Below are 24117 nucleotides of genomic sequence, written 5' to 3'. Positions count from 1 at the left end.
AGGCACACAGATGACAAGCAGACAAGTATTCGACGGACAACGTGGGCTGATACTGGCGATCTTTCTGTCCAGCCTTTTCGTCAATCTGCTAATCCTAACGGCGCCGCTCTACATGCTGCAGCTGTTTTCCCGGGTGATGACCTCGGGAAGCATGGCCACCTTGGTCGCCATTTCCGTCGGGGCAGCGTTCGCGCTGCTCTTCTTTCTTATCTTCGATATCGTCCGGCAGAAGCTGTCGGCCCGCCTGGGCGCACGGATCGAGGCCTCTCTCGGCCCGTCGGTGATGAGCGGGCTGATCGACGACCGGTCGGTGGCCGAGGCGATGGGCGCCCAGCCCCTGCGCGATCTGCAGGAGTTGCGCAACTTCGTCAGCGGCCCCTATTTCACGGCCCTGCTCGACGCGCCGTGGTCGGTCATCTTCATCGGGGTGATCTTCCTGTTCCACTGGGATCTCGGAGTGATCGCGCTGTCCGGCATTCTGATTCTTCTGTTTCTCGGCGTTCTGAACGAGATCCTGGGCCGGCGGCCGAGCAAGGAATCGAACGAGGCCACCCAGCGCGCCAACATGATCGCCGACGAGATGATCCGCAATGCCGACATCGTTCGCGCGATGGGCATGACCCGGTCGCTGATCTGGCGCTGGCGGGCCAAGGGGCTGCAAGCCATGGGCCTGTCCAGTCTCGCCAATGACCGTATCGCCCTCATGGGCTCGTTGGCCAAGTTCGCCCGTATGGGGCTGCAGATCACCTTGCTCGGCACCGGCGTGCTGCTGGTGATCGACGGCCACCTGACGCCCGGGCTGATGATGGCCGCCTCGATCCTGCTGGGCCGCGCCGCGGCGCCGGTCGAACAGGCGATCGCCGGCTGGCGGGCGCTGATGTCGGCGCGCCAGGCGACCGGCCGGCTGGGCCTGATCCTCGAGCGCCGCGCCGCGGCCGACGCGCTGATGGAACTGCCCGAGCCCGACGGCCATGTCTCGGTCGAGGATGCGACGGTGATGTTCCCGGACCTTCAGGAGCCGGTGCTTTTCGGCGTCAGTCTCGATCTGAAGCCCGGCACCTCGCTTGGCGTCATCGGCCCCTCGGGGGCCGGCAAGACGACGCTGGCGCGGGCGCTGGTCGGCCTGCAGCCGCTGTCGCGCGGCTATGTCCGGATCGACGACGCCGCCCTGACCGACTGGCCGGCCGAGCAGATCGGGCGCTATGTCGGCTTCATGCCGCAGCGGGTCGAGCTGTTCGGCGGCACCGTGGCCGAGAATATCGCCATGATGGATCCCGATGCCGCGCCCTCGATGATCGTCGAGGCGGCGAAGAGGGCCGAGGTCCACGACCTGATCCTGTCGCTGCCGCGGGGCTACAACACCCCGGTCGGCGCGATGGGCGAGCGGCTCTCGGCCGGGCAGCGCCAGCGCATCGGCCTGGCGCGCGCCTTCTACGGCGACCGGCGCCTGATCGTGCTGGACGAGCCGAACGCGAACCTCGACCCCGAGGGCGAAGAGGCGCTGGCCCGGGCGGTGGTCAATGCCACCGCGCGCGGTTGCGTCGTCGTGGTGGTGACGCATCGGATGGCGATCCTGCGCCGCGTCAGCCACGCCGCGATGATGGATGCCGGGCGGATCGTCCGCTTCGGCGTCGCCCGCGACGTTCTCGAGGCCACGGTGCGGCCGGCCTCCGGCAGCGAACGCGGGGACGACGACAAGATCGCGGTGTTCCAGCGGCGCCCGCACAGGCTGCAGACCGCGGCAGAGGGGAGCTAAGCCATGACCGGATCATCTCTCATCAAGCGTCCTGCGACGGAAGTCGGCTTCACTGACCGGCTGCCGGACCGGCCGACCATCGTCGAGCCCAACCTGAAGGTGCGGCGGCTGGTGTTCTGGCTCCTGACCCTGGCGCTTCTCTTCTTCGGTGGCCTCGGAACCTGGGCCTTCATCTCGCCCATGCACAGCGCGGTCGTCGCCTCGGGCCAGTTCCAGGTCAAGGGCAAGCGGCTCGTCGTCCAGCACATGGAGGGCGGCATCGTGCGCGATATCCGCGTCGCCAATGGCGACGCCGTGCACAAGGGCGACGTCATCGCCGTGCTCGACCAGACCCGTGCGCGGGCGACGCTGAACGTGCTCCGGATCCAGCTTGCCGGGGCGCTGGCGACGCGCGCGCGGCTGGTGGCCGAGTTCAACCGCGCCGACCACGTTCCGATGCCGGAGGAACTGGCGGCGATGGTCCGCAAGGATCCGACGCTGGCCTCGATCTTCCGCGCCCAGGTCGACATCTTCGAATCCGACATGACCCAGCTTGCCGGCCAGTTGTCGATCTACGACGACCGCATCGAGCAATACCGCAACCAGAAGGCCGGCATAGCCAAGCGCCGCGACACGCTGGACAAGCAGCTCGACCTGGTGAACGACCAGTTCGACGGGCTGCACAAGCTCTACGAGGCCGGGCTCGCCACCAAGGCGACCTACATCAATGCCCGGCGCGACCAGACCTCGCTCCTGGGCCAGATCCAGGTGGCGGAAACCGACCTGCAATCGGTGCTTCAGCAGATCGCCGAGATGGAGGAGCGCAAGCTCCAGGTCGAGCGCCAGATGATCGGCAAGATCAACGACCAGCGCCAGTCGACCGAGCAGCAGATCGTCGATATCCGGCAGCGGATCGACGCCGCCCGCGACATCCTCGAGCGGCTGACCATCCGGGCGCCGGGCAGCGGCAAGATCGTTTCGCTCGAGATCAACACCATCGGCCAGGTCATCCAGCCCGGCCAGAAGGTGGTCGAGATCGTGCCCAATGACAGCCCGCTCGTCGTCGCGATCCGGGTCAAGACCACCGATATCCAGCATGTCGCCAAGGGCGGCGAGGCCCGGGTGCGGCTGTCGGCCTACAATTACCGGACGACGCCGATGGTGAAGGGCACGGTCAGCTATGTCGCGGCCGACAGCGTCGCCGACCAGACGACGGGCATTGCCTACTATCCCGCCGAGGTGACGCTGAACGCCGGCGAGTTGCAGCACCTGAAACATGTCGAGGCGCTGCCGGGGATGCCGGCGACGGTGATGGTGGCCACCGGCGAGCAGACCCTGGCCGACTACCTGCTGTTCCCGATCTACGGCGGCCTCGAGGTGGCGCTGAGCGAGCCCGACTGATGGCGGGCCCGACTGCAAGGTGAGGGCCGGCCCTGCTTTCCTGCGCTCAGTCGCTCAGCTCGACGAGCAGGTCCTTGGCGTCGACCTGGGCGCCGGGCGTGACATGGACGGCGGCGACGGTGGCGTCGCGCTCGGCATGGATGCCGGTCTCCATCTTCATCGCCTCGATGGTCAGCAGCAGGTCGCCCGCCGCCACCTTCTGTCCGGCGGCGACCGCGACGGTGGCGATGACGCCCGGCATCGGCGCGCCGATGTGGTTCGGGTTGCCCTGCTGCGCCTTCGGCTTGGCCGCGGTCTGGCTCTTGATCTTGCGGTTCGGCACCCGGATCACCCGGGGCTGGCCGTTGAGCTCGAAGAACACCTTGACGTCGCCGTCCTCGCCGGTCTCGCCCACCGCCTGCAGCCGGATTTCCAGCGTCTTGCCGGGGTCGATCTCGGGCGCGATCTCCTCGCCCGGTTCCATGCCGTAGAAGAAGGTCCGGGTCGGCAGGGTGCGGACCGGGCCGTAGATCTGGTGGCGGCCGACATAGTCGTGGAAGACCTTGGGATACATCAGGTAGCCGTTGAGATCCTCGTCGTCGAATTCGACATCGTCGAACTCGGCGGCAAGCTTGGCGCGGGTCTCCTCGAGGTCGACCGGCGCCAGGTGCTTGCCCGGGCGCTCGGTGTCCGGCGCCTCGTCCTTGAGGATCTTCTTCTGGATCGCCGCCGGCCAGCCGCCCGGGGGCTGGCCGAGATTGCCGCGCATCATGTCGATGACCGAGTCGGGGAACGAGACCTCGACCGCCGGGTCCTCGACCTCGTCGCGGGTCAGGCCCTGGCTGACCATCATCAGCGCCATGTCGCCGACCACCTTGGACGAGGGCGTCACCTTGACGATGTCGCCGAACATCCGGTTGACCTCGGCATAGGTCTGGGCGACCTCGTGCCAGCGGTCTTCCAGGCCGAGGCTGCGGGCCTGGGCTTTGAGGTTGGTGAACTGGCCGCCGGGCATCTCGTGCAGGTAGACCTCGGAGGCGGGCGCGCGCTGGCCGGCCTCGAAGGCGGCGTATTGGCTGCGCACCTGTTCCCAGTAATTCGAGATCTCGCGGATCGCGGCGATGTCGATGCCGGTCTCGCGCTCGGTATGGCGCAGCGCCTCGACGATCGAGCCCAGGCAGGGCTGCGAGGTGCCGCCCGAGAAGGCATCCATCGCCGCGTCGACGGCATCGACCCCGGCATCGCAGGCGGCCAGCACGGTGGCGCCGGAAATGCCCGAGGTGTCATGGGTGTGGAAGTGCAGCGGCAGGCCGACCTCCTCCTTCAGCGCCTTGACCAGCTGGCGCGCGGCGGCGGGCTTGAGCAGCCCGGCCATGTCCTTCAGCCCGAGGACATGGGCGCCGGCATCGCGCAGCGCCTTGCCCATCTCGACATAGTATTTCAGGTCGTACTTGGCGCGGTCCGGGTCGAGGATGTCGCCGGTATAGCAGATCGTGCCCTCGCAGATCTTGTTCGCCGCGATCACCGCGTCCATGGCGACCCGCATGTTCTCGACCCAGTTCAGGCTGTCGAAGACGCGGAAGACGTCGACCCCGGTCTCGGCGGCGCGGGCGACGAAGCTTTGCACCACGTTGTCGGGGTAGTTGGTGTAGCCGACCCCGTTCGAGCCGCGCAGCAGCATCTGGGTCATCAGGTTGGGCATCGCCGCGCGCAGGTCGCGCAGGCGCTGCCACGGGCATTCCTGCAGGAAGCGGTAGGCGACGTCGAAGGTCGCGCCGCCCCAGCATTCGACGCTGAACAGCTGCGGCAGGTTGGCGGCATAGGCCGGCGCGACGCGGATCATGTCGATCGAGCGCATCCGGGTCGCCAGCAGCGACTGGTGGCCGTCGCGCATCGTGGTGTCGGTCAGCAGCACCTGCTTCTGCGCCGCCATCCAGTCGGCCACCGCCTGCGGCCCTTTCTCGTCCAGCAGCTGGCGGGTGCCCGGCGCCGGGGTCTCGGTTCGCGGCGCCGGCGGCCTGGGTTCCTTCAGCTCGGCCGGCGGCATCGGCCGGCCGGCGGTCTCGGGATGGCCGTTGACGGTGATATCGGCGATATAGGTCAGGATCTTGGTCGCCCGGTCGCGCCGCTGCGAGAAGTTGAACAGCTCGGGCGTCGTGTCGATGAACTTCGTCGTGTAGCTGTTGTCGAGGAAGGTCGGGTGCTTGAGCAGGTTCTCGACGAAGGCGATGTTGGTCGAGACACCGCGGACCCGGAATTCGCGCAGCGCCCGGTCCATCCGCGCGATCGCCGCCTCGGGGGTCTGGGCCCAGGCCGTCACCTTGACCAGCAGCGAGTCGTAATAGCGGGTGATGACGCCGCCGGCATAGGCGGTGCCGCCGTCGAGCCGGATGCCCATGCCGGTGGCCGAGCGGTAGGCGGTGATGCGGCCGTAATCGGGGATGAAGTTGTTCTGCGGATCCTCCGTCGTCACCCGGCATTGCAGGGCGTGGCCCGAAAGCTGGATATCGGCCTGCCGCGGCGCGCCGGTGGCCTCGGCCAGGGTCTTGCCCTCGGCGATCAGGATCTGGGCCCGGACGATGTCGATGCCGGTCACTTCCTCGGTGACGGTATGCTCGACCTGGATGCGCGGGTTGACCTCGATGAAGTAGAACTTGCCGCTGTCCATATCCATCAGGAACTCGACCGTGCCGGCGTTCTGGTAGCCGACCGCCTGGCCGATCTTGAGGCCGAGGGCGCAGATCTCGGCCCGCTGCTCCTCGCTCAGATAGGGGGCGGGGGCGCGCTCGACGACCTTCTGGTTGCGGCGCTGGACGGTGCAGTCGCGCTCGTAGAGGTGGTAGAGATTGCCATGGCTGTCGCCCAGAAGCTGGACCTCGACATGGCGGGCACGGGTGATCATCTTTTCCAGATAGCCCTCGCCGTTGCCGAAGGCGGCCTCGGCCTCGCGCCGGCCCTCGCGCACCTTGTCGGCAACCTCGTCGGGGCCGAGGATCGGGCGCATGCCGCGGCCGCCGCCGCCCCAGCTCGCCTTCAGCATCAGCGGAAAGCCGATCTCGGCGGCCTCGCGCTGGATCGCCTCCATGTCGTCGCCCAGAACCTCGGTTGCCGGGATCACCGGCACGCCGGCCTCGATCGCCACCTTGCGGGCCGAGGCCTTGTCGCCGAGCGCCCGCATCGTCTCGGGCTTGGGACCGATGAAGGTCAGTCCGGCGGCTTCGACCGCCTCGACGAAATCGGGGTTCTCGGACAGAAGGCCGTAGCCCGGGTGGATCGCGTCGGCGCCCGACATCTTGGCCACCCGGATGATTTCGGAGATCGACAGGTAGGCCGCGACGGGGCCCATGCCCTCGCCGATGCGGTAGGCCTCGTCGGCCTTGAACCGGTGCAGGCCGAGCTTGTCCTCCTCGGCATAGACGGCGACGGTCTTCTTGCCCAACTCGTTGGCGGCGCGCATCACGCGGATGGCGATCTCGCCCCGGTTGGCGACAAGGATTTTCTGGAACTCGGCCACGCGTTTCCCCTCCGTATGGTCGATAAGGCTGCGCGCACTTTAGGGATGCCGCGCTGCAGCGCAACCGTCAGGGTGACGCAAGGTGAAAGATTTGTGAAAGAATTGGCAAATCCCCGGCCGGGGGCCCCGCGGCCGGACCTGCGGCGGCGTCAAGACGGCGGCGAACGGCGCCCGATTCGTGTGATTCCTTTCGGAACATTATGCGAACAATTCTTTAACTCGGGCGCGAAGCGGGCTAGATTGGCGCCATGAGCAGTTTCGACGACGATGCCGCGGCCTTCGAGGCCGCCGTGCCGCTGAGCCAGCGCGCGATGGCCGCGCGGCCGGCGCCCTATCTGGACGATCTCAACCCCGCGCAGCGCGCTGCGGTCGAGGCGCTGGACGGTCCGGTGCTGATGCTGGCCGGCGCCGGCACCGGCAAGACCAAGGCACTGACCGCGCGCATCGCCCATCTGCTGACCACCGGCAGGGCGCGGCCGAACGAGATCCTGGCCGTCACCTTCACCAACAAGGCCGCGCGCGAGATGAAGGAGCGGGTGGCCCGGCTGCTGGGGCACACGATCGAGGGCATGCCGTGGATGGGCACCTTCCACGCCATCAGCGTCAAGATCCTGCGCCGCCATGCCGAGCTGGTCGGGTTGAAGTCGAACTTCACCATCCTCGATACCGACGACCAGATCCGGCTGCTCAAGCAGGTGATCGTCGCCGCCAATATCGACGAGAAGCGTTGGCCGGCGCGCCAGCTGGCCGGGATCATCGACGGCTGGAAGAACCGCGCCTGGACGCCCGGGAAGGTGCCGGCCTCCGAGGCCAGCGCCTTCAACAACCTCGGCACCGAGCTTTACGCCGCCTACCAGCAGCGGCTGAAGGACCTCAACGCGGTCGATTTCGGCGACCTGCTGCTGCATGTGCTGACCATCTTCCAGGGCCATCCGGACGTGCTGGAGCAATACCAGCGTTGGCTGCGCTACATCCTGGTCGACGAGTATCAGGACACCAACGTCGCCCAGTATCTCTGGCTGCGGCTGCTGGCCCAGGCCCATCACAACATCTGCTGCGTCGGCGACGACGACCAGTCGATCTATGGCTGGCGCGGGGCCGAGGTCGGCAACATCCTGCGCTTCGAGAAGGATTTCCCCGGCGCCAACGTGGTCCGGCTGGAACAGAACTACCGTTCGACGCCGCATATCCTCGCCGCCGCCTCGGGCGTCATCGCCGGCAATGCCGGCCGGCTGGGCAAGACGCTGTGGACCGAGGAAGAGGAGGGCGAGAAGGTCCGCCTGATCGGCCATTGGGACGGCGAGGAGGAGGCACGCTGGATCGGCGAGGAGATCGAGGCGCTGCAACGCGGCCATCGCGGCGCGCCGGTCTCGCTCGACGACATCGCGATCCTGGTCCGCGCCTCGCACCAGATGCGCGCCTTCGAGGACCGTTTCCTGACCATCGGCCTGCCCTATCGCGTCATCGGCGGCCCGCGCTTCTACGAGCGGCTCGAGATCCGCGACGCGATGGCCTATTTCCGCCTCAGCGTTTCGCCGGAGGACGACCTCGCTTTCGAGCGCGTGGTGAACACGCCGAAACGCGCCCTCGGCGACAAGGCGCAGCAGAAGATCCAGCTGGCGGCGCGCTCGAACGGGCTCAGCCTGCTCGACGGCGCCCGGGTGCTGCTGTCGGAAGGCGGCCTCGCTGGCAAGGGGGCCGGGCAGCTGCGCGCCTTCATCGAGGGCATCGACCGCTGGCACGCGGCGGTGCTGCGCGGCGACAACCATATCGCGCTGGCCGAAACCATCCTCGACGAGTCCGGCTACACCGCGATGTGGCAGGCCGACAAGACGCCCGAGGCGCCGGGCCGGCTGGAGAACCTCAAGGAACTGGTCAAGGCGCTGGAGCAGTTCGAGAACCTGCAGGGCTTCCTCGAACACGTCGCGCTGATCATGGACAACGATACCGCCGAGACCGACGAGAAGGTCTCGATCATGACCCTGCACGGCGCCAAGGGGCTGGAATTCCCCGCCGTCTTCCTGCCGGGCTGGGAGGACGGGCTGTTCCCGTCGCAACGCTCGATGGACGAGAGCGGGTTGAAGGGGCTCGAGGAGGAACGCCGGCTGGCCTATGTCGGCATCACGAGGGCCGAGCGGCTGTGCACGATTTCCTTCGCCGCCAACCGCCGGGTCTACGGCCAGTGGCAATCGCAGCTGCCCTCGCGCTTCATCGACGAACTGCCGGAAGAGCATGTCGACGTGCTCACCCCGCCGGGCCTGTACGGCGGCGGCTACGGCGCGGCGGGGATGGGCGGCTCGGCCGCCGGCATCGAGCAGCGCGCCGCCTCGGCCAATGTCTACAACTCGCCGGGGTGGAAGCGGCTGCAGGAACGTTCGAGCGCCCGGCCGGTCAGCCAGCCGCGCGAGTCGCGCAACTCGGTCATCGACCTCGAGGCCGTCTCGGCCTTCACCGAGGGCGACCGCGTCTTCCACCAGAAATTCGGCTACGGCATCGTCACGGGGATCGAGGGCGACAAGCTCGACGTCGATTTCGACAAGGCCGGGGCGAAGAAGATCGTCGCCCGCTTCGTCGTCGCCGCGGCGCAGGCCGACGACATCCCGTTCTGAGGCCGCGCGGTCGGGGGCTTGGCCGGGGGCTGGACCGGGGGCTGGACCGGGCCGGCGAAATCGGGGAAAAGGACGGCGCCCGGTCCCGGGCGCTGCCGAGGTCCGCGACAGGATGACAGGGTCAGACGCGATGCAGAACCAAGCCCGCCCCGCCGGCGCCGCGCCGTCCGGCCTCAAGCGGCTGCTGCGCGCGGCCCATTTCGAACTGGTCGACCACGCCATCATCCGCCACCTGTGGTGGAACCTGCACGAGATCGCGCCGGGAGTCTGGCGCTCGAACCATCCCGGCCCGACGCGCCTGCGCCGCTACCAGGAGATGGGGATCAACACCGTGGTCTCGTTGCGCGGCGAAACCCACAAGAGCTGGACCCTGATCGAGAAGGAGGCCTGCGCGCGGCTCGGCATCGAGCTGATCTTCCTCAGCCGCTACTCGGCCCGCAACCTGCCGACGCGCGCGGTGCTGCTGGAGTTCATCGACGCGCTGGGCAAGCTGCCGAAACCCTTCGTCATGCATTGCAAGTCCGGCGCCGACCGCACCGGCTTTGCCGCCGCGCTCTACCTCGCCGCGATCCAGGGCAGGAGCGCCGAGGAGGCTTTCGCGCAACTGCACTGGCGCCATGCCCATAGCCGCCGCTCGCGCTCGGGCGTGCTGAGCCATGTCTTCCGGGTCTATATCGCCGAGCGCGACCGGACCGGCATCGGTTTCGACACCTGGCTGCGCAGCGGCTACGATGCCGAAGAGATCACCAAGAGCTTCCAGGACTGGCGACATGGCAAGCGATGAGACATGGCAGCTCGTGCTCGTCCTCTGGGGCACGAAATACGGGGTCGAGGAGCTCAACCACCTGATCGCCACGGTCAAGGCGCGTAGCGCGACGCCGCCGCGGGTGGTGCTGGTCACCGACCGGCCGCGCGAGGGGCTGGCGCCGGGGGTGATCCAGCGCGACTTCCCCGCGTTCTTCCGCAACCCGGCGCTGCAGACCGCCGGCTGCCAGGCCAAGCTGGCGATCTTCGAGCCCGGCGTCGTGCCCGACGACCTGCCGGCGATCTATATCGACATCGACACCATGGTCTTCGGCGACCTGACGCGGCTGCTGGAACTGATGACCACACCCAAGACCATCGCCATCTTCAAGAGCGCGATCCTGCCCTTCGGCCGGCTCGGCCGGCTGGTCTGGCGGCTGAGCAAGGGCCGGCGCTACGCCCGCGGCAATTCCTCGATCATCGTCTATCACCCGCGCGAATGCGGCTATGTCGCGCAACGGTTCCGCGCATTGTTCGAGCAGCATGGCGGCATCGGCATCCGGCCGATGATCGCCGACGAACGCTTCATGAGCTGGGCCGCCCAGCCGCATATGCGGCGCATCCCGCGCTCCCTGGCGGTGAAGTTCCCGACCGAGTTCATGCTGCCCTATCGCTGGCTGATCTACCTGCGTGCCGCGCTGCCGTGGAACCGCCGCCGCTGGTCGCGGCTGGTCGCGGTCTCGCTGCCGGGCGTCCAGCTCAAGGGGCCCGACCTGGTGCGGCTGGAAACCGGGGCCGAGGTCGTCGACCGCAAGGGCCGGCGGCTGATCTGGTCCGACCGCGCCTTGGGCCCGATGCGCGCAAGGATCGTCGAATATTACCGGGCCCTCGCGGGCGACGAGATCGGAAAGGACATGGCATGATCATCGGCCATATCGGGGCCCGCAAGGGCTCCAAGGGCGTCGTCAACAAGAACTTCCGCGAGCTTTGCGGCAAGCCGCTGATCGCCTGGTCGCTGGAGCAGCTTTTCCACAGCTCGCGCGTCGGCGCGGTGGTGGTCTCGACCGACGACCCGGAAATCTACGACTACGCGGTCGAACGCGGGGCGCTGAAGATCGGGCTGCGGCCGGCTCACCTGGCCACCGACAGCGCGCCGAAATGGGGCGTCTGGCAGCATGCGCTGGCGGCGGCCGAGGCGCTGGTCGGCCCCGCCGACGCCTTCCTCGACCTCGACTGCACCTCGCCGCTGCGCCTGCCCGAGGATATCGACGGCGCGCTCGACCTGTTCGAGGCCGAGCATCCCGACATGGTGATGAGCGTCTGCGAGGCGCGCAAGAACCCCTATTTCAACCTCGTCGAGCCGGACGAGACCGGGGCGCTGCATGTCTCCAAGCCGCTGCCGGGCGGGGTCTGGTCGCGCCAGGCCGCGCCCAAGGTCTACGAGCACGCCGCCTCGACCTATGTCGTCGATCCCGACTACCTGCGCCGCGCCAAGACCATCTACGAGGGCCGCGTGATCCCGTTCGAGATGCCGCCCGAGCGTTGCGTTGACATCGACTCGCCCTTCGATTTCAAACTGGTCGAACTGCTGATGCAGGAACGGCTTTCCAACGACGAACAGGCCCCGACATGACCGAACAGCTGACCGGACGCACCATCTTCATCACCGGCGCCGGCGGCGTCCTCGGCTCGACCTATGTCCGCCGGATGCTGGCGGAAGGCGCCCGCGTCGTCGCCACCGACCTGCCCGGCGCCCGCGCCGAGGCGCTGCAGGAGGCCCATGGCGACAAGGCCGGTTTCCGCTTCTACGAGCTCGATGTCGGCGACGAGGCGCAGGTCACGGGCATCTTCCAGCGCGTCATGGGCGACGGCTGGAACCCCGACGTGGTGCTCAACAACGCCGCCATCACCGGCGAGATGCTGATGGGCGCGGGCAAGAGCTTTCCCGATTTCGCCGATACCTCGGTCGAGGACTGGGAAAAGACCCTGCGCACCAACCTGACCGGCGCCTTCATGATCGCCCGGCAGATGGATCGCGATATCGTCGGCAAATATCCCTCGACGCTGATCAACGTCGCCTCGATGTATGCGCTCAACGGCGCCCATCACCCGATCTACGACGGCATGCCGTTCAAGAACTTCTCGGCCTATGGCGTGACCAAGGCCGGCATTCATGGCCTGACAGTCTGGCTCGCCGGTTACTGGGCGCAGCGCCAGGCGACGGTCAACACCATCGCGCCCGGCGCCGTTTTCAACAACCATTCCGAGGAGTTCCAGCGCCGGGTGGGCGAGCTGATCATGGCTGGCCGGATGTGCCAGCCCGACGAGATCGCCGACGTGATGCTGTTCCTGTGCAGCCCGCAATCGCGCTACATGACCGGCCAGATGGTCAACGTGGACGGCGGGTTCTCGGCGTGGTGAGCCCGGCTCCGGGGACGGTCGCGGTCATCGGCGCGGGCTCGATCGGCAAGCGCCACGCGGGCAACCTCGAGCGGCTGGGGGCCGAGGTCCGGCTGATCCCCTATCGCGAGTTTTCCGCCGAGACGCTGCGCCGGATACCCGGCCTCGGCGCGGTGGTGATCGCGACGGCGACGCAGATCCGGCTCGACCTGATCGCCCAATGCGCCGAGCTGGGGCTGCCCTTCTATGCCGAGAAGCCGCTGGCCTGGACGCCGGCGCAGGCCGAGGCGATCCACGCCGCCGCCGCGCCGGTGGCCGAACGGTCGATGGTCGGCTTCATGATGCGCTATCACCCGGCGGTGCTGGACCTGGCCCGGCGCGACCTGTCGCAGGTCTACAGCTTCTCCTTCGAGATCGGCCATGACGTCCGGCAATGGCGGCCGAACTGGCGCTTCGGCGACAGCTACGCGGCCCTGCCCGAGGGCGGCGGCGTGCTGCTCGACCTGTGCCACGAGCTCGACATGGCGCTGGCGCTGTTCCCGGGGCTGGAGCTGGGCCGCTGCGACAGCCTCGGCCATGCCGAGTATCCCGGCGTCGATTTCGCTACCACCGCGCAGCTGGCGGCGCCGGGCGGGCCGATGGGGCAGGTCGAGATGGATTACCTGTCGCCCGTTTCGACCCGCCGCGCGGTGCTGCGCGGGCTCGACGCGCGGGTCGAGATCGACTTCCTGCGTCCCGTGGTGGTCGAGAGCCGGCCCGGCGCCGGGCCGGTCGAGACGCCCTACGGCTTCGACCGCAACGACATGTTCCTCGACGCGATGCGTGATTTCCTGGCGCTGGCGCGGGGGGCGGCGCCGTCGGACAACCCGCTGCTGCCGCGCTTCGACCGGATGCGGCGCTCGACGGCGCTGATCGCCGAGGCCTGGAGCAGCCGCCAGATCGGCGGGACCGTCGCCATCGACATGGGCTAGGTGCGGGGATTAGCGGCGCGCTGCCGCCAGCGCCCCGGGCAGGGCGGCGAGGAAGCGTGCGACGCCGCCGGAATGCGCCTTGAAGAAGGCTTCGATCCCGGCCCTGTCCGGGGCCTCGGCGGTGCCGAGCGCCGCGGCCAGTTCCTCGGCATCGGCGACGCGGCGGGCGACGCCGGCGGCCTCGGCCTCGACGAAGGGATATTCGATCGTGCCGATCTCCGGCCCGGTGATCACCGGCTTGCACAGCGCCAGCGGCTCGATGATGTTATGCGCCCCGTGCGGGGTGAAACCGCCGCCGACCACGACGATATCGGCCATTTCCAGGTAGCCGTACATCTCGCCCAGGCTGTCGCCCAGCAGCACCTCGGGCAGGGGCGTCGGCGCCGGGCCCTCGGGCGCGCCGAACCGCTCCGGCAGCAGCTGCGAGCGGCGGGCGATGCGCAGCCCTTCGGCCTCGAGCCGGTCGCCGACCTCGGCAAACCGTTCGGGCCGGCGCGGGATGTAAAGGATGAAGGGCGGCTCGGGCTGTTTGCGCAGGGCGTGGAGCGCGGCGAGATAGGTGTCGTCCTCGCCCTCGACCGTGCTGGCGAAGGCCACGACCCGGCGCTCGGCCAACCCAAGCCAGTCGCGCAGTTCCTTGCCGCCTTGCAGCAGCGCCCCCGGCACCGGCTGCTCGAAACGCAGCTCGCCGGTGACCGCGATATTCTCCACGCCGATGGCGGCGAAGCGGTCGGCCTGCAGCCGCGACTTGACGAAGGCGCCGGCGAAGCCGCGCATCACCTCCTGGCGCAGGCGCAGCCCCCGGCTGTCGCGGGCGATCGACTTGCCGGGATATTGGGCGTTGCACATGAACAGCGGCACGCCGGCCCGACGGGCGGCGAAGACCATGCGCGGCCAGATCTCGATCTCCATCACCAGCCCGTAGGCGGGGCGGAAGGCGCGGAAGAAGCCGCGGAAAGCCCATCGGGTTTCGAACGGGATCCAGGCCGCGCGCAACTGCCCGGCCGCGATCTGCCCGGCGAAGACCCGTTCCGCCTCGCGCCGGCCGGCGGGGGTGAACAGGGTGACGACGACATGCTCACCCTTGTCCAGCAGCGCCTCGATCAGCGGCACGGCCGAGCGGAGCTCGCCCAGCGAGACGGCATGGACCCAGACCGCGCCCGGCATCGGCGCGCCGTAGCGGCCGAAACGTTCGGCCAGGTGGGCGGTGTAGAGCGGATCGCGCCGCGCCCGCCGGTGCAGGTAATAGAGGATCAGCGGCAGGCCGAGCGTCCACAGCGCCGACCACAGCCCGAGGAAGAGGCGCATCCGCAGTCTCATCGCCGCTCCATCAACTCGAGGAGTTGCCCGGCCAGCGGCGCCAGCGCGTCCCGCGACTGTGCTACCAGCGCCTGCGCTTTCTGTGCCATCGCGGCGAGGCCGGCCTCGTCCGTCAGCGCCGCAGCCAATTCGCCCGGCGCCAGTTGCCGCGCCGCCCCGGCCGCGTCGAGGGCTTCGTAGTCGGCGCGAAAATTGGCGGTGCAGGGGCCGTGCAGGATCGCCGCGCCCAGCCGGGCGGCCTCCCACGGGTTGTGGCCCTCGGTGGCATCGAAACTGCCACCGATCAGCGCCCGGTCGGCCAGCCGATACCACAGGCCGAGCTCGCCATAGCTGTCGGCGAGCCAGACCTTGTGTTCCGGCCCCGGCAGCTCGCCCCGGCTGCGGCGGGCATGGGGCAGGCCGGCGGCCTCCAGTTCCGCCGCCACGGCCTCGGCCCGGGCGATGTCGCGCGGCACCAGCAGCAGCAGCCATGCCGGATCGTCCGCCAGGGCCCGCATCGCCGCGATCGCCTCGGCCTCGTCGGCGTCGTGGGTCGAGGCGGCGAGCCAGGGCTTGCGCCCGGCCAGCGCCGCCCGCGCAGCTTCCAGTGCCTCCGGGGCGGCCGAGAGCGGTGGCCCGGCGATCTTCAGCGAGCCCGAGACCTGGACCTGTTCCGCCCCCAGTGCCCGCAGCCGCTCGGCAGTGCCGTCGTCCTGCGCGTCGACCCGCGCGAAGCGGGACATCAGGTCGCGGAACAGCCCGCGCGCCCGCTGGCGGCGGGCGAAGCCCTCGGGCGTGATCCGGGCGTTGACCAGCGCCAGCGGTATCCCGCGCCGGGCCGTCGCCACCACCGCGCCCGGCCACAACTCCTGCTCGGCCCAGACCGACAGGTCGGGGCGCCAGTGGTCGAGGAACCGCGCCAGGTAAGCCGGCGCGTCCAGCGGCAGGAACTGGTGCAGCGTCCGCTCGGGCAGGTTCGCCGCCACGACCTGGGCCGACGAGCGGGCCGAGGAGGTGACCAGGAAGGACAGCGCGGCGTCGCGGGCTGCCATCGCCTCGATCAGCCCGCGCAGCGCCAGCACCTCGCCCAGCCCGACGGCGTTGAACCAGACCAGTCGCCCGGCCGGGCGCGCCGCCGTCGCCGCGCCCAGCTTCTCGCGCCACCTGTCCGGGTCTTCCTTGCCCAGCGCCAGTCGCTTGCGCAGATGCCGGGGGGCGAGGGCCGGGATCAGCCGGCTGGCGAGCAGGTAGCCGCGCAGCACCGGGCCCGTCCGCGCCCTGTCGGCGCGGTCAGCCATGTTCGCTGAAGGATTTCTGCAGCTCCCGGCTCCAGAAGCTTTCGTCCTCGAGGACGGCAAGGAAACGCTCGGCGGCGCAGCCCTCGCCGAAGCCCCGGTGCGGCGGGTGGCGCCGGCCCCATTCGGCGGCGAGGAAGGCGGCGATCGCCGCGCGGTCCCGGGCATCGGCGAAGGTGACGGACTCGGCCTGCGTCCGCTTCGCCTGCCGGGTGCCGATATCGAGCGAGGCGACGCCCATGAACGGCGCCTCGCGCACCCCGGCCGAGGAATTGCCGACCATGCAGGCGGCGTTCTTCATCAGTTCCGAGAAATGGGCAAAGCGCATCGACGGGATGACGCGGAAACGGTCCCGCGGCAGGTCGCCGATCGCGGCCAGGATCGCCTCGGCCCCCGGATCGTTGTTCGGCGCGATGACGACGAAGTTGCGCCCCGAGGCTTCGAGCGCGCCAAACAGGCCCTGCGCCTGTTCGCCCATCGTCTCGGCTTCCGAGGTCACCGGGTGGAAGACGGCGATGCCGTAATCCTCGAACGGGATGTCGTAATGCGCCCGGACCTCGTCGAGGCTGACGCCCGAGGGGGCGGCATGGAAGTCGAGCTCCGGCGAGCCGATGACATGGACCGCGTCTGCCGGCTCGCCCAGCATCATCACCCGGCGGGCGGCGGCCTCGGAACTGACGAAGTGATGCGTGGCCAGCTTGGAATTGCAGTGGCGGAAGACCTCGTCGATCGTGCCCGAGACCTCGCCGCCCTCGATATGGGCCGAGCGGACGTAATTCGTCGCGCAGACCAGGGCGCAGGCCAGCGCCTCGACCCGGTCGCCATGGATCACCACCAGGTCGGGCCGGGTTTCGACCAGCTGGTCGGAGAAACCCGTCACCGTCTTGGCCAGCACCATGTCCTGCGGATCGCCGGGGCGCTGGTTGAGGAATTCGTGCACCGTGACGCCGGTCATGCGGTGCACCTCGAGCTTGGTCAGGCCGTAGGCCTGCAGCATGTGCATCCCGGTGACGAAGAACGAGACCGAGAAATCCGCATCCCGGGCCGCCACCGCGAGCGGTTCAAGCTTGCCGAAATCGGCGCGGGTGCCGGTGACGAAGAGGAGTTGGCGGGTCATGGCGCTGCATTATCAGCAGCTTTGCGCCCCCCGCAAGCGCCAAGCGCCGGGACCGGGGACGGTCCCCGAGCCGGCGGTGGACAAGGCCGGGGGCGCAGCGTAAAGCAGGCGCGATCCGGAGGGACAGGATGGACCGCGTCGTTCTTTGCATGAAATGGGGCACGCTCTACGGGGCGGAATATGCCAACGTGCTCTACAACGCGGTCCGGGCCAACCTGTCGGGGCCGTTCCGCTTCGTCTGCCTGACCGACGATCCGGCCGGGCTGGACGGCGGCATCGAGCATTTCCCGATCCCCGATATCGGGCTGCGGCCCGAGCACTGGCGCGCCGGGGCCTGGCCCAAGATCGCGCTGTTTTCGGCCGAGCTTTACGGCCTGAGCGGGCGGGCGCTGTTCCTCGACCTCGACTCGGTGATCTGGGGGCCTCTGGACGATTTCTTCACCTATGGCCAGGGGCTGATCGCGCTCGATTCCGCGCCCTGGCGCTACAAGGACGCGGCGCCGCGCACCGGCACTGCGATCCTCGGCTTCGACATCGGCGCGCTGGGCTGGCTGGTCGAGCGGCTGCAGGCCGACCGCGACCAGCTGATCGCCCGCTACGGCATCGAGCAGGATTACGTCCATGGCGAGGTGCCGGAGATCGGTTATTGGCCGCAGGACTGGATCCGCAGCTACAAGTATCACCTGCGCCCGCCGCTGGGGATCGACCGGCTGCGCGGCCCGCGCCCGCCGGGGCCCGAGGCGCGGGTGCTGTGCTTCCACGGCCGGCCGCGGCCGATCGACCTGATCCGGCCGCCGCGCGGCAACTGGGACGTGTTCCCGCATTACGGCCGCGGTCCCGTCGACTGGATGGTCGAGTATTGGACCCGCCACGGCGGCACGGTGTGAGGGCGCGCGGATGACGAAACTTGTGCTGTCGCTGACGACGGTTCCGCCGCGCTTCGGCGTCGTTCACGAGAACCTCGCCGGGCTGCTGCGCCAGACGGCGGAGATCGCCGAGATCAACCTCTATGTCGCCCGCCGCTACCGCCGCTTCGAATACGATCCGGCCGACCTGCCCAAGGTGCCGGAGGGCGTCAACCTGCGCCTGATCGACGACGATCTCGGCCCGGCGACCAAGGTGCTGCCCGCGGCGCGCGACTATCGCGGCCAGGACGTGCAGATCCTCTTCGCCGATGACGACAAGGTCTATGACCGGGGCTGGGCGCAACGCTTCGTCGAGGCGGCGAAACGCCATCCCGGCCACGCCATCTGCGAAGAGGGCGGCTGGCTCGACATGCCGCATTACGCCGCCGACGGCTGGCGTTCGGCGCGCGAGCCGCAGGCGCAGTTCCGCAAGAAGGACTGGCGCTACCGCCTGCGCCGCGCCGCCTCGCTGGGGATGTGGAAGCCCTCGAAGGCGACGACATCGGGCTATGTCGACATCCTCGAAGGCTGGGGCGGGGCGCTGGTGCGGCCCGAGTTCTTCGACGATGCCGCCTTCGACATTCCCGACGTGCTCTGGACCGTCGACGATGTCTGGCTGTCGGGCTGCCTCGAACGGCGCGGGATCCCGATCTGGCTCAATTCCGAGGACAAGATCCGCTCCAAGGGCAGCTCGTCCGAGGTCAAGGACGCGGCGCTGCGCAACCTGGTCTACCAGGGCCATGACCGGATCAAGGCCAACCGCGCCTGCATCCGCTATTTCCGCGAAACCTACGGCATCTGGGGCGGGGCGCAGGCGGCCGCGACGGCGCCCGAATAGGGCACTAGCCGCGGGTCAGGTCGCGTCGCGACGGCCGCAGCATCCCGTGCCGGCCGAGCCAGACCAGCCGGCGGATATAGTTCGCGGCCTTCTGGGCGTAATAGGGCAGGCGGCGGTATTTCGGGAATTTCTCGGCCTGCGCCATCTTGGTGCCGGTGATGAAACTCTCGCCCCTGTCGCGGGCCGGGGCGGTGAAGGGTTCGAGTCCCATCAGCCGGAAATCATAGGCGAAGAAGCGGTTGAGCTCGTGATCGTGGGCGCGGCGGATCGGGTAGAAGCCGGCCGCCAGCCTGGCCGCCGTGGCGCGCTTGATCAGGTAGCAGGCATTGCCGGTGAACGGCCCCCAATAGGCGTTGAGGGTGAAGCGGCCGACCTTGCCCTGCGGCACGGCCCCCTTGGCGCGGACGACGGAGAAGCGGACCACCTCCCAGTGATCGGCGACCGAGAGCGCGGCGGCCAGCGCCTCGGGGAAATCGGCGCTGAAGGTGACGTCATCCTCGCAGATCAGCGCGATCTCGGGGCCTTCGCTTGCGATCTTCTGCCACAGCCGGACATGCGAGGCGTAGCAGCCCATGTGCCCGGCCGAGATCGGCGCGCCCATGTTGCGGTGCCAGGCGGCGAGGTCGGTCTGGCCCAGCAGCTCCGCTTCCTCCGCCGCACCGTCGACGCCGTCGAAGATCTCGTAATCCAGCCCGAGCGCCGCGAATTCCCGCGCCACCTGCTCCCGTCGCTCCGTGGCCCGGGCGAGCGAGATCACGTAGATCGGAACGGGGGACGCGGCGGGCGTGGTCACGCCAGGTCGCTCCACTTGAGCTGGGTGTTGCGGGTGACGGCGCGGGTCAGGCGGCGGCCGACGACCTTGTCGAACTCGTAGCCCGGGATCTCGCCCGAGCCGGGGCGGCGGGCCCAGATGTCGGCCTCGCCGATCACGTGGCCCTCGGCCAGGTCGCGGTCGGCGACGACCGAGGCGCGGGCGAAGCGGTAGACATCCTCTTCCGGCCCGGTGCGGCGCTTGGGATTGCGCGCCGCGATCCAGATCTCGCGCGAGCGTTCGACCAGGAAGCGCAGCTCGGACGGGTCCATCGAGTTGATGATGTCCGGCCCCTTGCGGTAGCGCGTGTCGGTGTAGTGGCGTTCGAGGATACAGGCGCCGAGGGCGACGGAGGCCAGCGCCATCTCGGGCCCGATCGAGTGATCGGAGAAGCCGACCACCGCCTTGGGGAAGGCCTGCTTCAGCTCGGTCACCCCGGCCAGCGAGACGATCTCGGGCGGCGAGGGGTAGAGGTTGGTGCATTCGAGCAGCGCGTAATCGACCCCGGCGGCGTCGAGGATGGCGACGCTGGCGGCCAGCGTCTCGACCGTCTGCATGCCGGTCGAGAAGATCACCGGCTTGCCCATCGCCGCGATATGGCGGATCAGCGGCAGGTTGTCGGCCTCGCCCGAGCCGATCTTGAAGGCGGGCACGCCGATCTCGTTCAGGAAATCCGCCGCCGCGCGCGAGAACGGCGTCGACAGGTAGATCATGCCGAGGCTCTCGGTATAGTCCTTGAGCGCGATCTCGTCCTCGCGCGATAGGGCGCATTCCTCCATCACGTGCCAGATCGACTTGTCCGCGTTGGGCGGGAAGATCGACTTGGCCTCGTCGGTCATCTCGTCCTCGACGATATGGGTCTGGTGCTTGACGCATTCGCAGCCCGACAGCGCGGCCAGCCGCACCATCTCCTTGGCGACCTCGAGCGAGCCGCCGTGGTTGATGCCGATTTCCGCTATGACCAGCGGCGGGTGGTCGATGCCGACGTTGCGGTGGGCGATCTTCATGACGCTTGGCCTTTCTGTTCGAGTTCGGCTTGTTTCTTCAGCTCGGCGGGCTTGCCCCAGCGGTCGTGGATCCAGAACCATTGCGCGGGGTGGGCGCGGATCCGGCGCTCCAGCCGCGCCGACATCTCGCGCATCATCTCATCCGGTTTCGACAGTTCAATCGGTTCTTCGAGCTCGAGCTCGAAGGACAGCCCGTCGCTGGCCCGCGCGGCGAAGGCGGGCACCACCAGCGCGCCCAGCTTCAGCGCCATCGTCGCCGGGGCGGTCGAGGTCGGCGCCGGGTGGCCGAGGAACTCGACCGGGCCGAAGCGGGTGGCGCGGACGTCGAACAGCATCGCGCCGACGCCGCCGTCGCGCATGTGGCGCAGGAAGGCCAGCATGCCGCGGTTCGATTGCGGGTAGGCGGGGCCGCTGAAGGCGGTCAGCGTTTCGACGTAGTGGCGGTTGAAATATTCGTTGGCGGCCGGGCGGTAGAGGCCGGCGACCGGGTGGCCGAGATTGGCGAAGGCGACGCGCACCGCCTCGTAGTTGCCGTAATGGCCCGAGATCAGCAGCACCGGCCGTTTCTCGGCCAGCGCGGCCTCGACCGCGGCGGTGCCGGGGCCGTGGAATTCGGTGCCCTTGAGGTGGGCGGCGAATTGCTTCTTCGAGTAGTTCTCGATGATGTTGCGGCCGAAATTGTCGCAGACCTGCAGCGCGATCCGCTGCCGCTCGGCCGCGGGCATCTCGGGGAAGATGAATTCGAGGTTCTGCCGCGCCCGCTTGCGGAAGCCGACGATGGGGGCGAGGACATGCGCGACCAGCCGCCCGAAGGCCCTGATCCGCAGCCGATAGGGAAGCAGCAAGGCGACCCGGATCGCGGCTCTGAAGATCAAGTCGGCAACGTAGTCGCCAACGCTGTTCCAGGTCATGCCGGGGTTCCAGAATTGAGGTCGTGCTGCGGTACAACACCGGGCCTGCGATGGCAAGTCCGGGGCCGGTGCGGGGATGGCCCGGCGTCGATCAGCACGGATGCGCGTCAGCGAAAAGAAAAAGCGGCGACGCCAGGGAGGAGGAGGCGTCGCCGCTGAGCACGATCGGCCCAGGGAGGAGGAGAGGGCCTTTCGTATCCGGTTGGGGCGGGCGCCTGGGCGCGGGCCCCGAAAGAGGGTCGCGGCGACGCCAGGGAGGAGGAGAGGCGCCGCCGCTGAGTACGATCGGCCCAGGGAGGAGGAGAGGGCCTTTCGTATCCGGTTGGGGCAGGCGCTTGGGCGCGGGCCCCGGAAGAAAAATGCGGCGACATCAGGGAGGAGGAGGATGTCGCCGCAAAGGGTGGAAGGCTCAGGGAGGAGGAAAGAGCCTTCCTAGGAACTCATTTCCCGTTCGCGGCCTCGAGGGCGATGCGGGTGATCATCGAGCGGTGGATGCCCAGGTCGGCCAGCTCGCGCGGCGACAGGGCGTTCAGTTCGCTCAGGGTCTGACGGAACACGCGGCGACGTTCGCGGGCGGCCTTGTAGGAGGCCACCAGGCCAGCGAAACGATCGGCCAGCTGATGCTCGACGTTGCGGATTTGCGATGCGTAAGCCATTTGACTGCCTTCGGTTTTCTGCTTGCGGCTCCTTGCCGCTGGGTTGAGACAAACATAACCCGATGCTGCGGATGCACAATGGTCCGAATGGGAAATGCTGTCATGCAGCAAATGCATAACTAGTGCTGACCTATTTAACGGCATCCCGCCGGCCTCTGCACAAAAAACCGGCGCGGTCCGGACCGGCCCTTGCCCTCGGCCCGATTCGGGACAAGGTATGCACGTCAAGCATAAGGAGGAGCCCGCGATGACAGTCACCCGCGACGACGTGCTGAAGGCCTTGACCCGTCTGACGCTGCCCGATGGCGGCGATGTCGTCTCACGCGATCTGGTCCGGGCCCTGTCGGTCGAGGGGGGCACCGTGCGATTCGTGCTCGAGGCGCCCGACCCGGAAACGGGGCGCCGGATGGAAGGGATACGCCGCGCCGCCGAGGAGCTGGTGGCCGGGCTGCCCGGGGTCGGCAAGGCCACGGTGGCGCTGACGGCGCATCAGCCCAAGGGCCAGGGCGCTGCCGGCGGGGCGTCGGCGGGCGAGCCGCCGAAGCTGAAGATCGGCGGCCACCCGACGCCGCAGCAGGGCGGGCCGCAGAAAGTGCCGGGCATCGACCGCATCCTCGTCGTCGCCTCGGGCAAGGGCGGGGTCGGCAAGTCGACGGTCTCGGCCAACCTTGCCGTGGCGCTGGCCAAGCAGGGCCGCCGCGTCGGGTTGCTCGACGCCGATATCTACGGCCCGTCGCAGCCGCGGATGATGGGGGTCAAGGACCGCCCGGACTCGCCCGACGGCAAGACCATCGTGCCGCTTCAGGCCCATGGCGTGAAGATGATGTCAATCGGCCTGATGGTGTCGGAAGAGCAGGCGCTGGTCTGGCGCGGGCCGATGCTGATGGGCGCGCTGCAGCAGCTGCTCAACCAGGTGCAATGGGGTGAGCTCGACGTGCTGATCATCGACCTGCCGCCCGGCACCGGCGACGTCCAGCTGACCCTGTGCCAGCGCACCATCATGACCGGCGCGCTGATCGTCTCGACGCCGCAGGACGTCGCCCTGCTCGACGCCCGCAAGGCGATCAACATGTTCCAGATGCTCAAGACCCCGATCCTGGGCCTGATCGAGAACATGTCGAGCTATGTCTGCCCCAATTGCGGCCACGAGGAGCATCTCTTCGGCCATGGCGGGGTGGCGGCCGAGGCGCGGAAGCTGGGCGTGCCGCTCCTGGGCGAGCTGCCGCTGAGCCTCGACGTGCGGCTGGCGGGCGATGCCGGCACGCCGATCGCCGCGGGCGAGGGGCCGGTGGCCGAGGCCTATGCCGCCATCGCCGGCAAGCTGATCGCCGAGGGCAAGGCCTGATCTCGACGCCCCGCCGGGATTTCATGGAACCGGCTGGGCGCGCGGCATGGGAAATCATGGAATCCGCCCGCCGCGCCGGCCAGGGAACAGCCCCCATGCGGGGCTGTTTTCGAATCGAGTGCCCGTTATCCCGCGTGAAATAAGGCCTGGAGGGGTGCTCCTTGCCATGTTTCCCCGATCCGGGTCTTGCGCGAAACTGTGGCATTGCGGCCACGGCTGCCCGGTGGGTGGGAAATCATGGGAAGTTATCCACAGGAAATTTGGCCACTACATTTAGCGGTCTGATCCCATTGATTCGCAACATGCGCCGGAATCCCTGTATTTTCTGGGGGAATCGCCTGTCTTCGGTCGAGATTCCGGGGGCTGGAAAATGGCCAGATCCCGAAATTAGCCATTGCTTCCCATAAAATCCCATGGCATCCCTGTATTCACGATGAGACGGCCAAGAAGTGGGGCCAAGAGACCCCGAAATGGCGATTGAAGCAGTTTCATACAGGCAGCCGCTTTCATCGTGACTTGAAGAGATCCGGCGCGCGAGCGAGCAGACATCCCCCCAGGTGGCGCGCGTAGCTGGACAAAC

19 protein-coding genes are annotated in these 24117 nt (G+C 68.6%); 11 read left to right on the top strand and 8 right to left on the bottom strand.

Going from position 1 to position 24117, the window contains the following annotated elements; translation table 11 throughout:
- Positions 1 to 10: 10 nt before the first annotated feature.
- Complete coding sequence (locus tag ACFOES_RS11360) at positions 11 to 1756, top strand: type I secretion system permease/ATPase (RefSeq protein WP_377833389.1); 1746 nt, start codon at positions 11 to 13, stop codon at positions 1754 to 1756.
- A gap of 3 nt (positions 1757 to 1759) precedes the next feature.
- On the top strand, positions 1760 to 3136 hold the full coding sequence (locus ACFOES_RS11355; protein ID WP_377833388.1) for an HlyD family type I secretion periplasmic adaptor subunit: 1377 nt from the start codon (positions 1760 to 1762) through the stop codon (positions 3134 to 3136).
- Positions 3137 to 3182: 46 nt separating this feature from the next.
- On the opposite strand, the gene ACFOES_RS11350 is transcribed toward ACFOES_RS11355, so the two are convergent.
- Positions 3183 to 6629: a pyruvate carboxylase gene (locus ACFOES_RS11350; protein ID WP_377833387.1), complete on the bottom strand. Its 3447-nt coding sequence runs from the start codon at positions 6627 to 6629 to the stop codon at positions 3183 to 3185.
- Positions 6630 to 6877: 248 nt separating this feature from the next.
- Between ACFOES_RS11350 and ACFOES_RS11345 the strand changes: the two genes are divergently transcribed.
- The 6 genes from ACFOES_RS11345 (at position 6878) to ACFOES_RS11320 (ending at position 13353) form a co-directional block, all read left to right on the top strand.
- Entirely contained in the window at positions 6878 to 9238 is a 2361-nt protein-coding gene (locus ACFOES_RS11345) for an ATP-dependent helicase (protein ID WP_377833386.1), read from the top strand.
- Between the two features lie 130 nt (positions 9239 to 9368).
- Positions 9369 to 10022 carry a tyrosine-protein phosphatase gene (locus ACFOES_RS11340; RefSeq protein ID WP_377833385.1) on the top strand — a complete coding sequence of 218 codons (654 nt, stop codon included), beginning with the start codon at positions 9369 to 9371 and terminating at the stop codon, positions 10020 to 10022.
- Complete coding sequence (locus tag ACFOES_RS11335) at positions 10009 to 10905, top strand: hypothetical protein (protein WP_377833384.1); 897 nt, start codon at positions 10009 to 10011, stop codon at positions 10903 to 10905. The genes ACFOES_RS11340 and ACFOES_RS11335 overlap by 14 nt, the downstream gene beginning before the upstream one ends.
- Entirely contained in the window at positions 10902 to 11615 is a 714-nt protein-coding gene (locus ACFOES_RS11330) for an acylneuraminate cytidylyltransferase family protein (RefSeq protein WP_377833383.1), read from the top strand. Before ACFOES_RS11335 ends, ACFOES_RS11330 begins: the two co-directional genes overlap by 4 nt.
- Complete coding sequence (locus ACFOES_RS11325) at positions 11612 to 12403, top strand: SDR family NAD(P)-dependent oxidoreductase (RefSeq protein ID WP_377833382.1); 792 nt, start codon at positions 11612 to 11614, stop codon at positions 12401 to 12403. Before ACFOES_RS11330 ends, ACFOES_RS11325 begins: the two co-directional genes overlap by 4 nt.
- Entirely contained in the window at positions 12400 to 13353 is a 954-nt protein-coding gene (locus tag ACFOES_RS11320; RefSeq protein ID WP_377833381.1) for a Gfo/Idh/MocA family protein, read from the top strand. The genes ACFOES_RS11325 and ACFOES_RS11320 overlap by 4 nt, the downstream gene beginning before the upstream one ends.
- 9 nt (positions 13354 to 13362) lie before the next feature.
- On the opposite strand, the gene ACFOES_RS11315 is transcribed toward ACFOES_RS11320, so the two are convergent.
- Genes ACFOES_RS11315 through neuC form a run of 3 tightly spaced genes read right to left on the bottom strand, consistent with a single transcriptional unit; the run spans position 13363 to position 17064 of the window.
- Positions 13363 to 14673, bottom strand: coding sequence for a 3-deoxy-D-manno-octulosonic acid transferase (locus tag ACFOES_RS11315; protein ID WP_377833380.1), 1311 nt, complete (start codon positions 14671 to 14673; stop codon positions 13363 to 13365).
- A complete protein-coding gene (locus ACFOES_RS11310) occupies positions 14670 to 15950 on the bottom strand; it encodes a 3-deoxy-D-manno-octulosonic acid transferase (protein ID WP_377833379.1) in 1281 nt (426 codons plus the stop codon). The genes ACFOES_RS11315 and ACFOES_RS11310 overlap by 4 nt, the downstream gene beginning before the upstream one ends.
- Positions 15943 to 17064 carry a UDP-N-acetylglucosamine 2-epimerase gene (gene neuC, locus ACFOES_RS11305; protein WP_377833378.1) on the bottom strand — a complete coding sequence of 374 codons (1122 nt, stop codon included), beginning with the start codon at positions 17062 to 17064 and terminating at the stop codon, positions 15943 to 15945. Before neuC ends, ACFOES_RS11310 begins: the two co-directional genes overlap by 8 nt.
- A gap of 128 nt (positions 17065 to 17192) precedes the next feature.
- On the opposite strand from neuC, the gene ACFOES_RS11300 reads away from it, so the two are divergent.
- Entirely contained in the window at positions 17193 to 17951 is a 759-nt protein-coding gene (locus ACFOES_RS11300; protein ID WP_377833377.1) for a glycosyl transferase, read from the top strand.
- A gap of 10 nt (positions 17952 to 17961) precedes the next feature.
- A complete protein-coding gene (locus ACFOES_RS11295) occupies positions 17962 to 18807 on the top strand; it encodes a glycosyltransferase family 2 protein (protein ID WP_377833376.1) in 846 nt (281 codons plus the stop codon).
- Positions 18808 to 18811: 4 nt separating this feature from the next.
- On the opposite strand, the gene ACFOES_RS11290 is transcribed toward ACFOES_RS11295, so the two are convergent.
- The 4 genes from ACFOES_RS11290 to ACFOES_RS11275 form a co-directional block, all read right to left on the bottom strand.
- Positions 18812 to 19600, bottom strand: a complete 789-nt coding sequence (locus ACFOES_RS11290; protein ID WP_377833375.1) for a glycosyltransferase family 25 protein — start codon at positions 19598 to 19600, stop codon at positions 18812 to 18814.
- The gene (locus tag ACFOES_RS11285; protein ID WP_377833374.1) at positions 19597 to 20625 is read right to left on the bottom strand and encodes an N-acetylneuraminate synthase family protein; all 1029 of its coding nucleotides are present in this window, start codon (positions 20623 to 20625) and stop codon (positions 19597 to 19599) included. Before ACFOES_RS11285 ends, ACFOES_RS11290 begins: the two co-directional genes overlap by 4 nt.
- Positions 20622 to 21536 carry a lysophospholipid acyltransferase family protein gene (locus tag ACFOES_RS11280; RefSeq protein WP_377833373.1) on the bottom strand — a complete coding sequence of 305 codons (915 nt, stop codon included), beginning with the start codon at positions 21534 to 21536 and terminating at the stop codon, positions 20622 to 20624. The genes ACFOES_RS11285 and ACFOES_RS11280 overlap by 4 nt, the downstream gene beginning before the upstream one ends.
- A gap of 440 nt (positions 21537 to 21976) precedes the next feature.
- On the bottom strand, positions 21977 to 22192 hold the full coding sequence (locus ACFOES_RS11275; RefSeq protein WP_377833372.1) for a DUF1127 domain-containing protein: 216 nt from the start codon (positions 22190 to 22192) through the stop codon (positions 21977 to 21979).
- 247 nt (positions 22193 to 22439) lie between these two features.
- Here ACFOES_RS11275 and ACFOES_RS11270 point away from each other — a divergent pair, with 247 nt between their 5' ends.
- A complete protein-coding gene (locus tag ACFOES_RS11270; protein WP_377833371.1) occupies positions 22440 to 23537 on the top strand; it encodes an Mrp/NBP35 family ATP-binding protein in 1098 nt (365 codons plus the stop codon).
- Positions 23538 to 24117 lie beyond the last annotated feature (580 nt).

This window comes from Acidimangrovimonas pyrenivorans (assembly GCF_042643245.1).
GTDB classification, from domain to species: Bacteria; Pseudomonadota; Alphaproteobacteria; order Rhodobacterales; family Rhodobacteraceae; genus Acidimangrovimonas; species Acidimangrovimonas pyrenivorans.
Note: the sequence above shows the minus strand (reverse complement) of the source record. Positions and strands in the feature narration are given on the sequence as shown.

What these genes read in the sequence shown, in the direction of transcription:
- ACFOES_RS11360 (WP_377833389.1), top strand. Translation starts at nt 11, where the DNA reads ATGACAAGCAGACAAGTATTCGACGGACAACGTGGGCTGATACTGGCG.
- ACFOES_RS11355 (WP_377833388.1), top strand. Translation starts at nt 1,760, where the DNA reads ATGACCGGATCATCTCTCATCAAGCGTCCTGCGACGGAAGTCGGCTTC.
- ACFOES_RS11345 (WP_377833386.1), top strand. Translation starts at nt 6,878, where the DNA reads ATGAGCAGTTTCGACGACGATGCCGCGGCCTTCGAGGCCGCCGTGCCG.
- ACFOES_RS11340 (WP_377833385.1), top strand. Translation starts at nt 9,369, where the DNA reads ATGCAGAACCAAGCCCGCCCCGCCGGCGCCGCGCCGTCCGGCCTCAAG.
- ACFOES_RS11335 (WP_377833384.1), top strand. Translation starts at nt 10,009, where the DNA reads ATGGCAAGCGATGAGACATGGCAGCTCGTGCTCGTCCTCTGGGGCACG.
- ACFOES_RS11330 (WP_377833383.1), top strand. Translation starts at nt 10,902, where the DNA reads ATGATCATCGGCCATATCGGGGCCCGCAAGGGCTCCAAGGGCGTCGTC.
- ACFOES_RS11325 (WP_377833382.1), top strand. Translation starts at nt 11,612, where the DNA reads ATGACCGAACAGCTGACCGGACGCACCATCTTCATCACCGGCGCCGGC.
- ACFOES_RS11315 (WP_377833380.1), bottom strand. Translation starts at nt 14,673, where the DNA reads ATGAGACTGCGGATGCGCCTCTTCCTCGGGCTGTGGTCGGCGCTGTGG.
- ACFOES_RS11310 (WP_377833379.1), bottom strand. Translation starts at nt 15,950, where the DNA reads ATGGCTGACCGCGCCGACAGGGCGCGGACGGGCCCGGTGCTGCGCGGC.
- neuC (WP_377833378.1), bottom strand. Translation starts at nt 17,064, where the DNA reads ATGACCCGCCAACTCCTCTTCGTCACCGGCACCCGCGCCGATTTCGGC.
- ACFOES_RS11300 (WP_377833377.1), top strand. Translation starts at nt 17,193, where the DNA reads ATGGACCGCGTCGTTCTTTGCATGAAATGGGGCACGCTCTACGGGGCG.
- ACFOES_RS11295 (WP_377833376.1), top strand. Translation starts at nt 17,962, where the DNA reads ATGACGAAACTTGTGCTGTCGCTGACGACGGTTCCGCCGCGCTTCGGC.
- ACFOES_RS11285 (WP_377833374.1), bottom strand. Translation starts at nt 20,625, where the DNA reads ATGAAGATCGCCCACCGCAACGTCGGCATCGACCACCCGCCGCTGGTC.
- ACFOES_RS11280 (WP_377833373.1), bottom strand. Translation starts at nt 21,536, where the DNA reads ATGACCTGGAACAGCGTTGGCGACTACGTTGCCGACTTGATCTTCAGA.
- ACFOES_RS11275 (WP_377833372.1), bottom strand. Translation starts at nt 22,192, where the DNA reads ATGGCTTACGCATCGCAAATCCGCAACGTCGAGCATCAGCTGGCCGAT.
- ACFOES_RS11270 (WP_377833371.1), top strand. Translation starts at nt 22,440, where the DNA reads ATGACAGTCACCCGCGACGACGTGCTGAAGGCCTTGACCCGTCTGACG.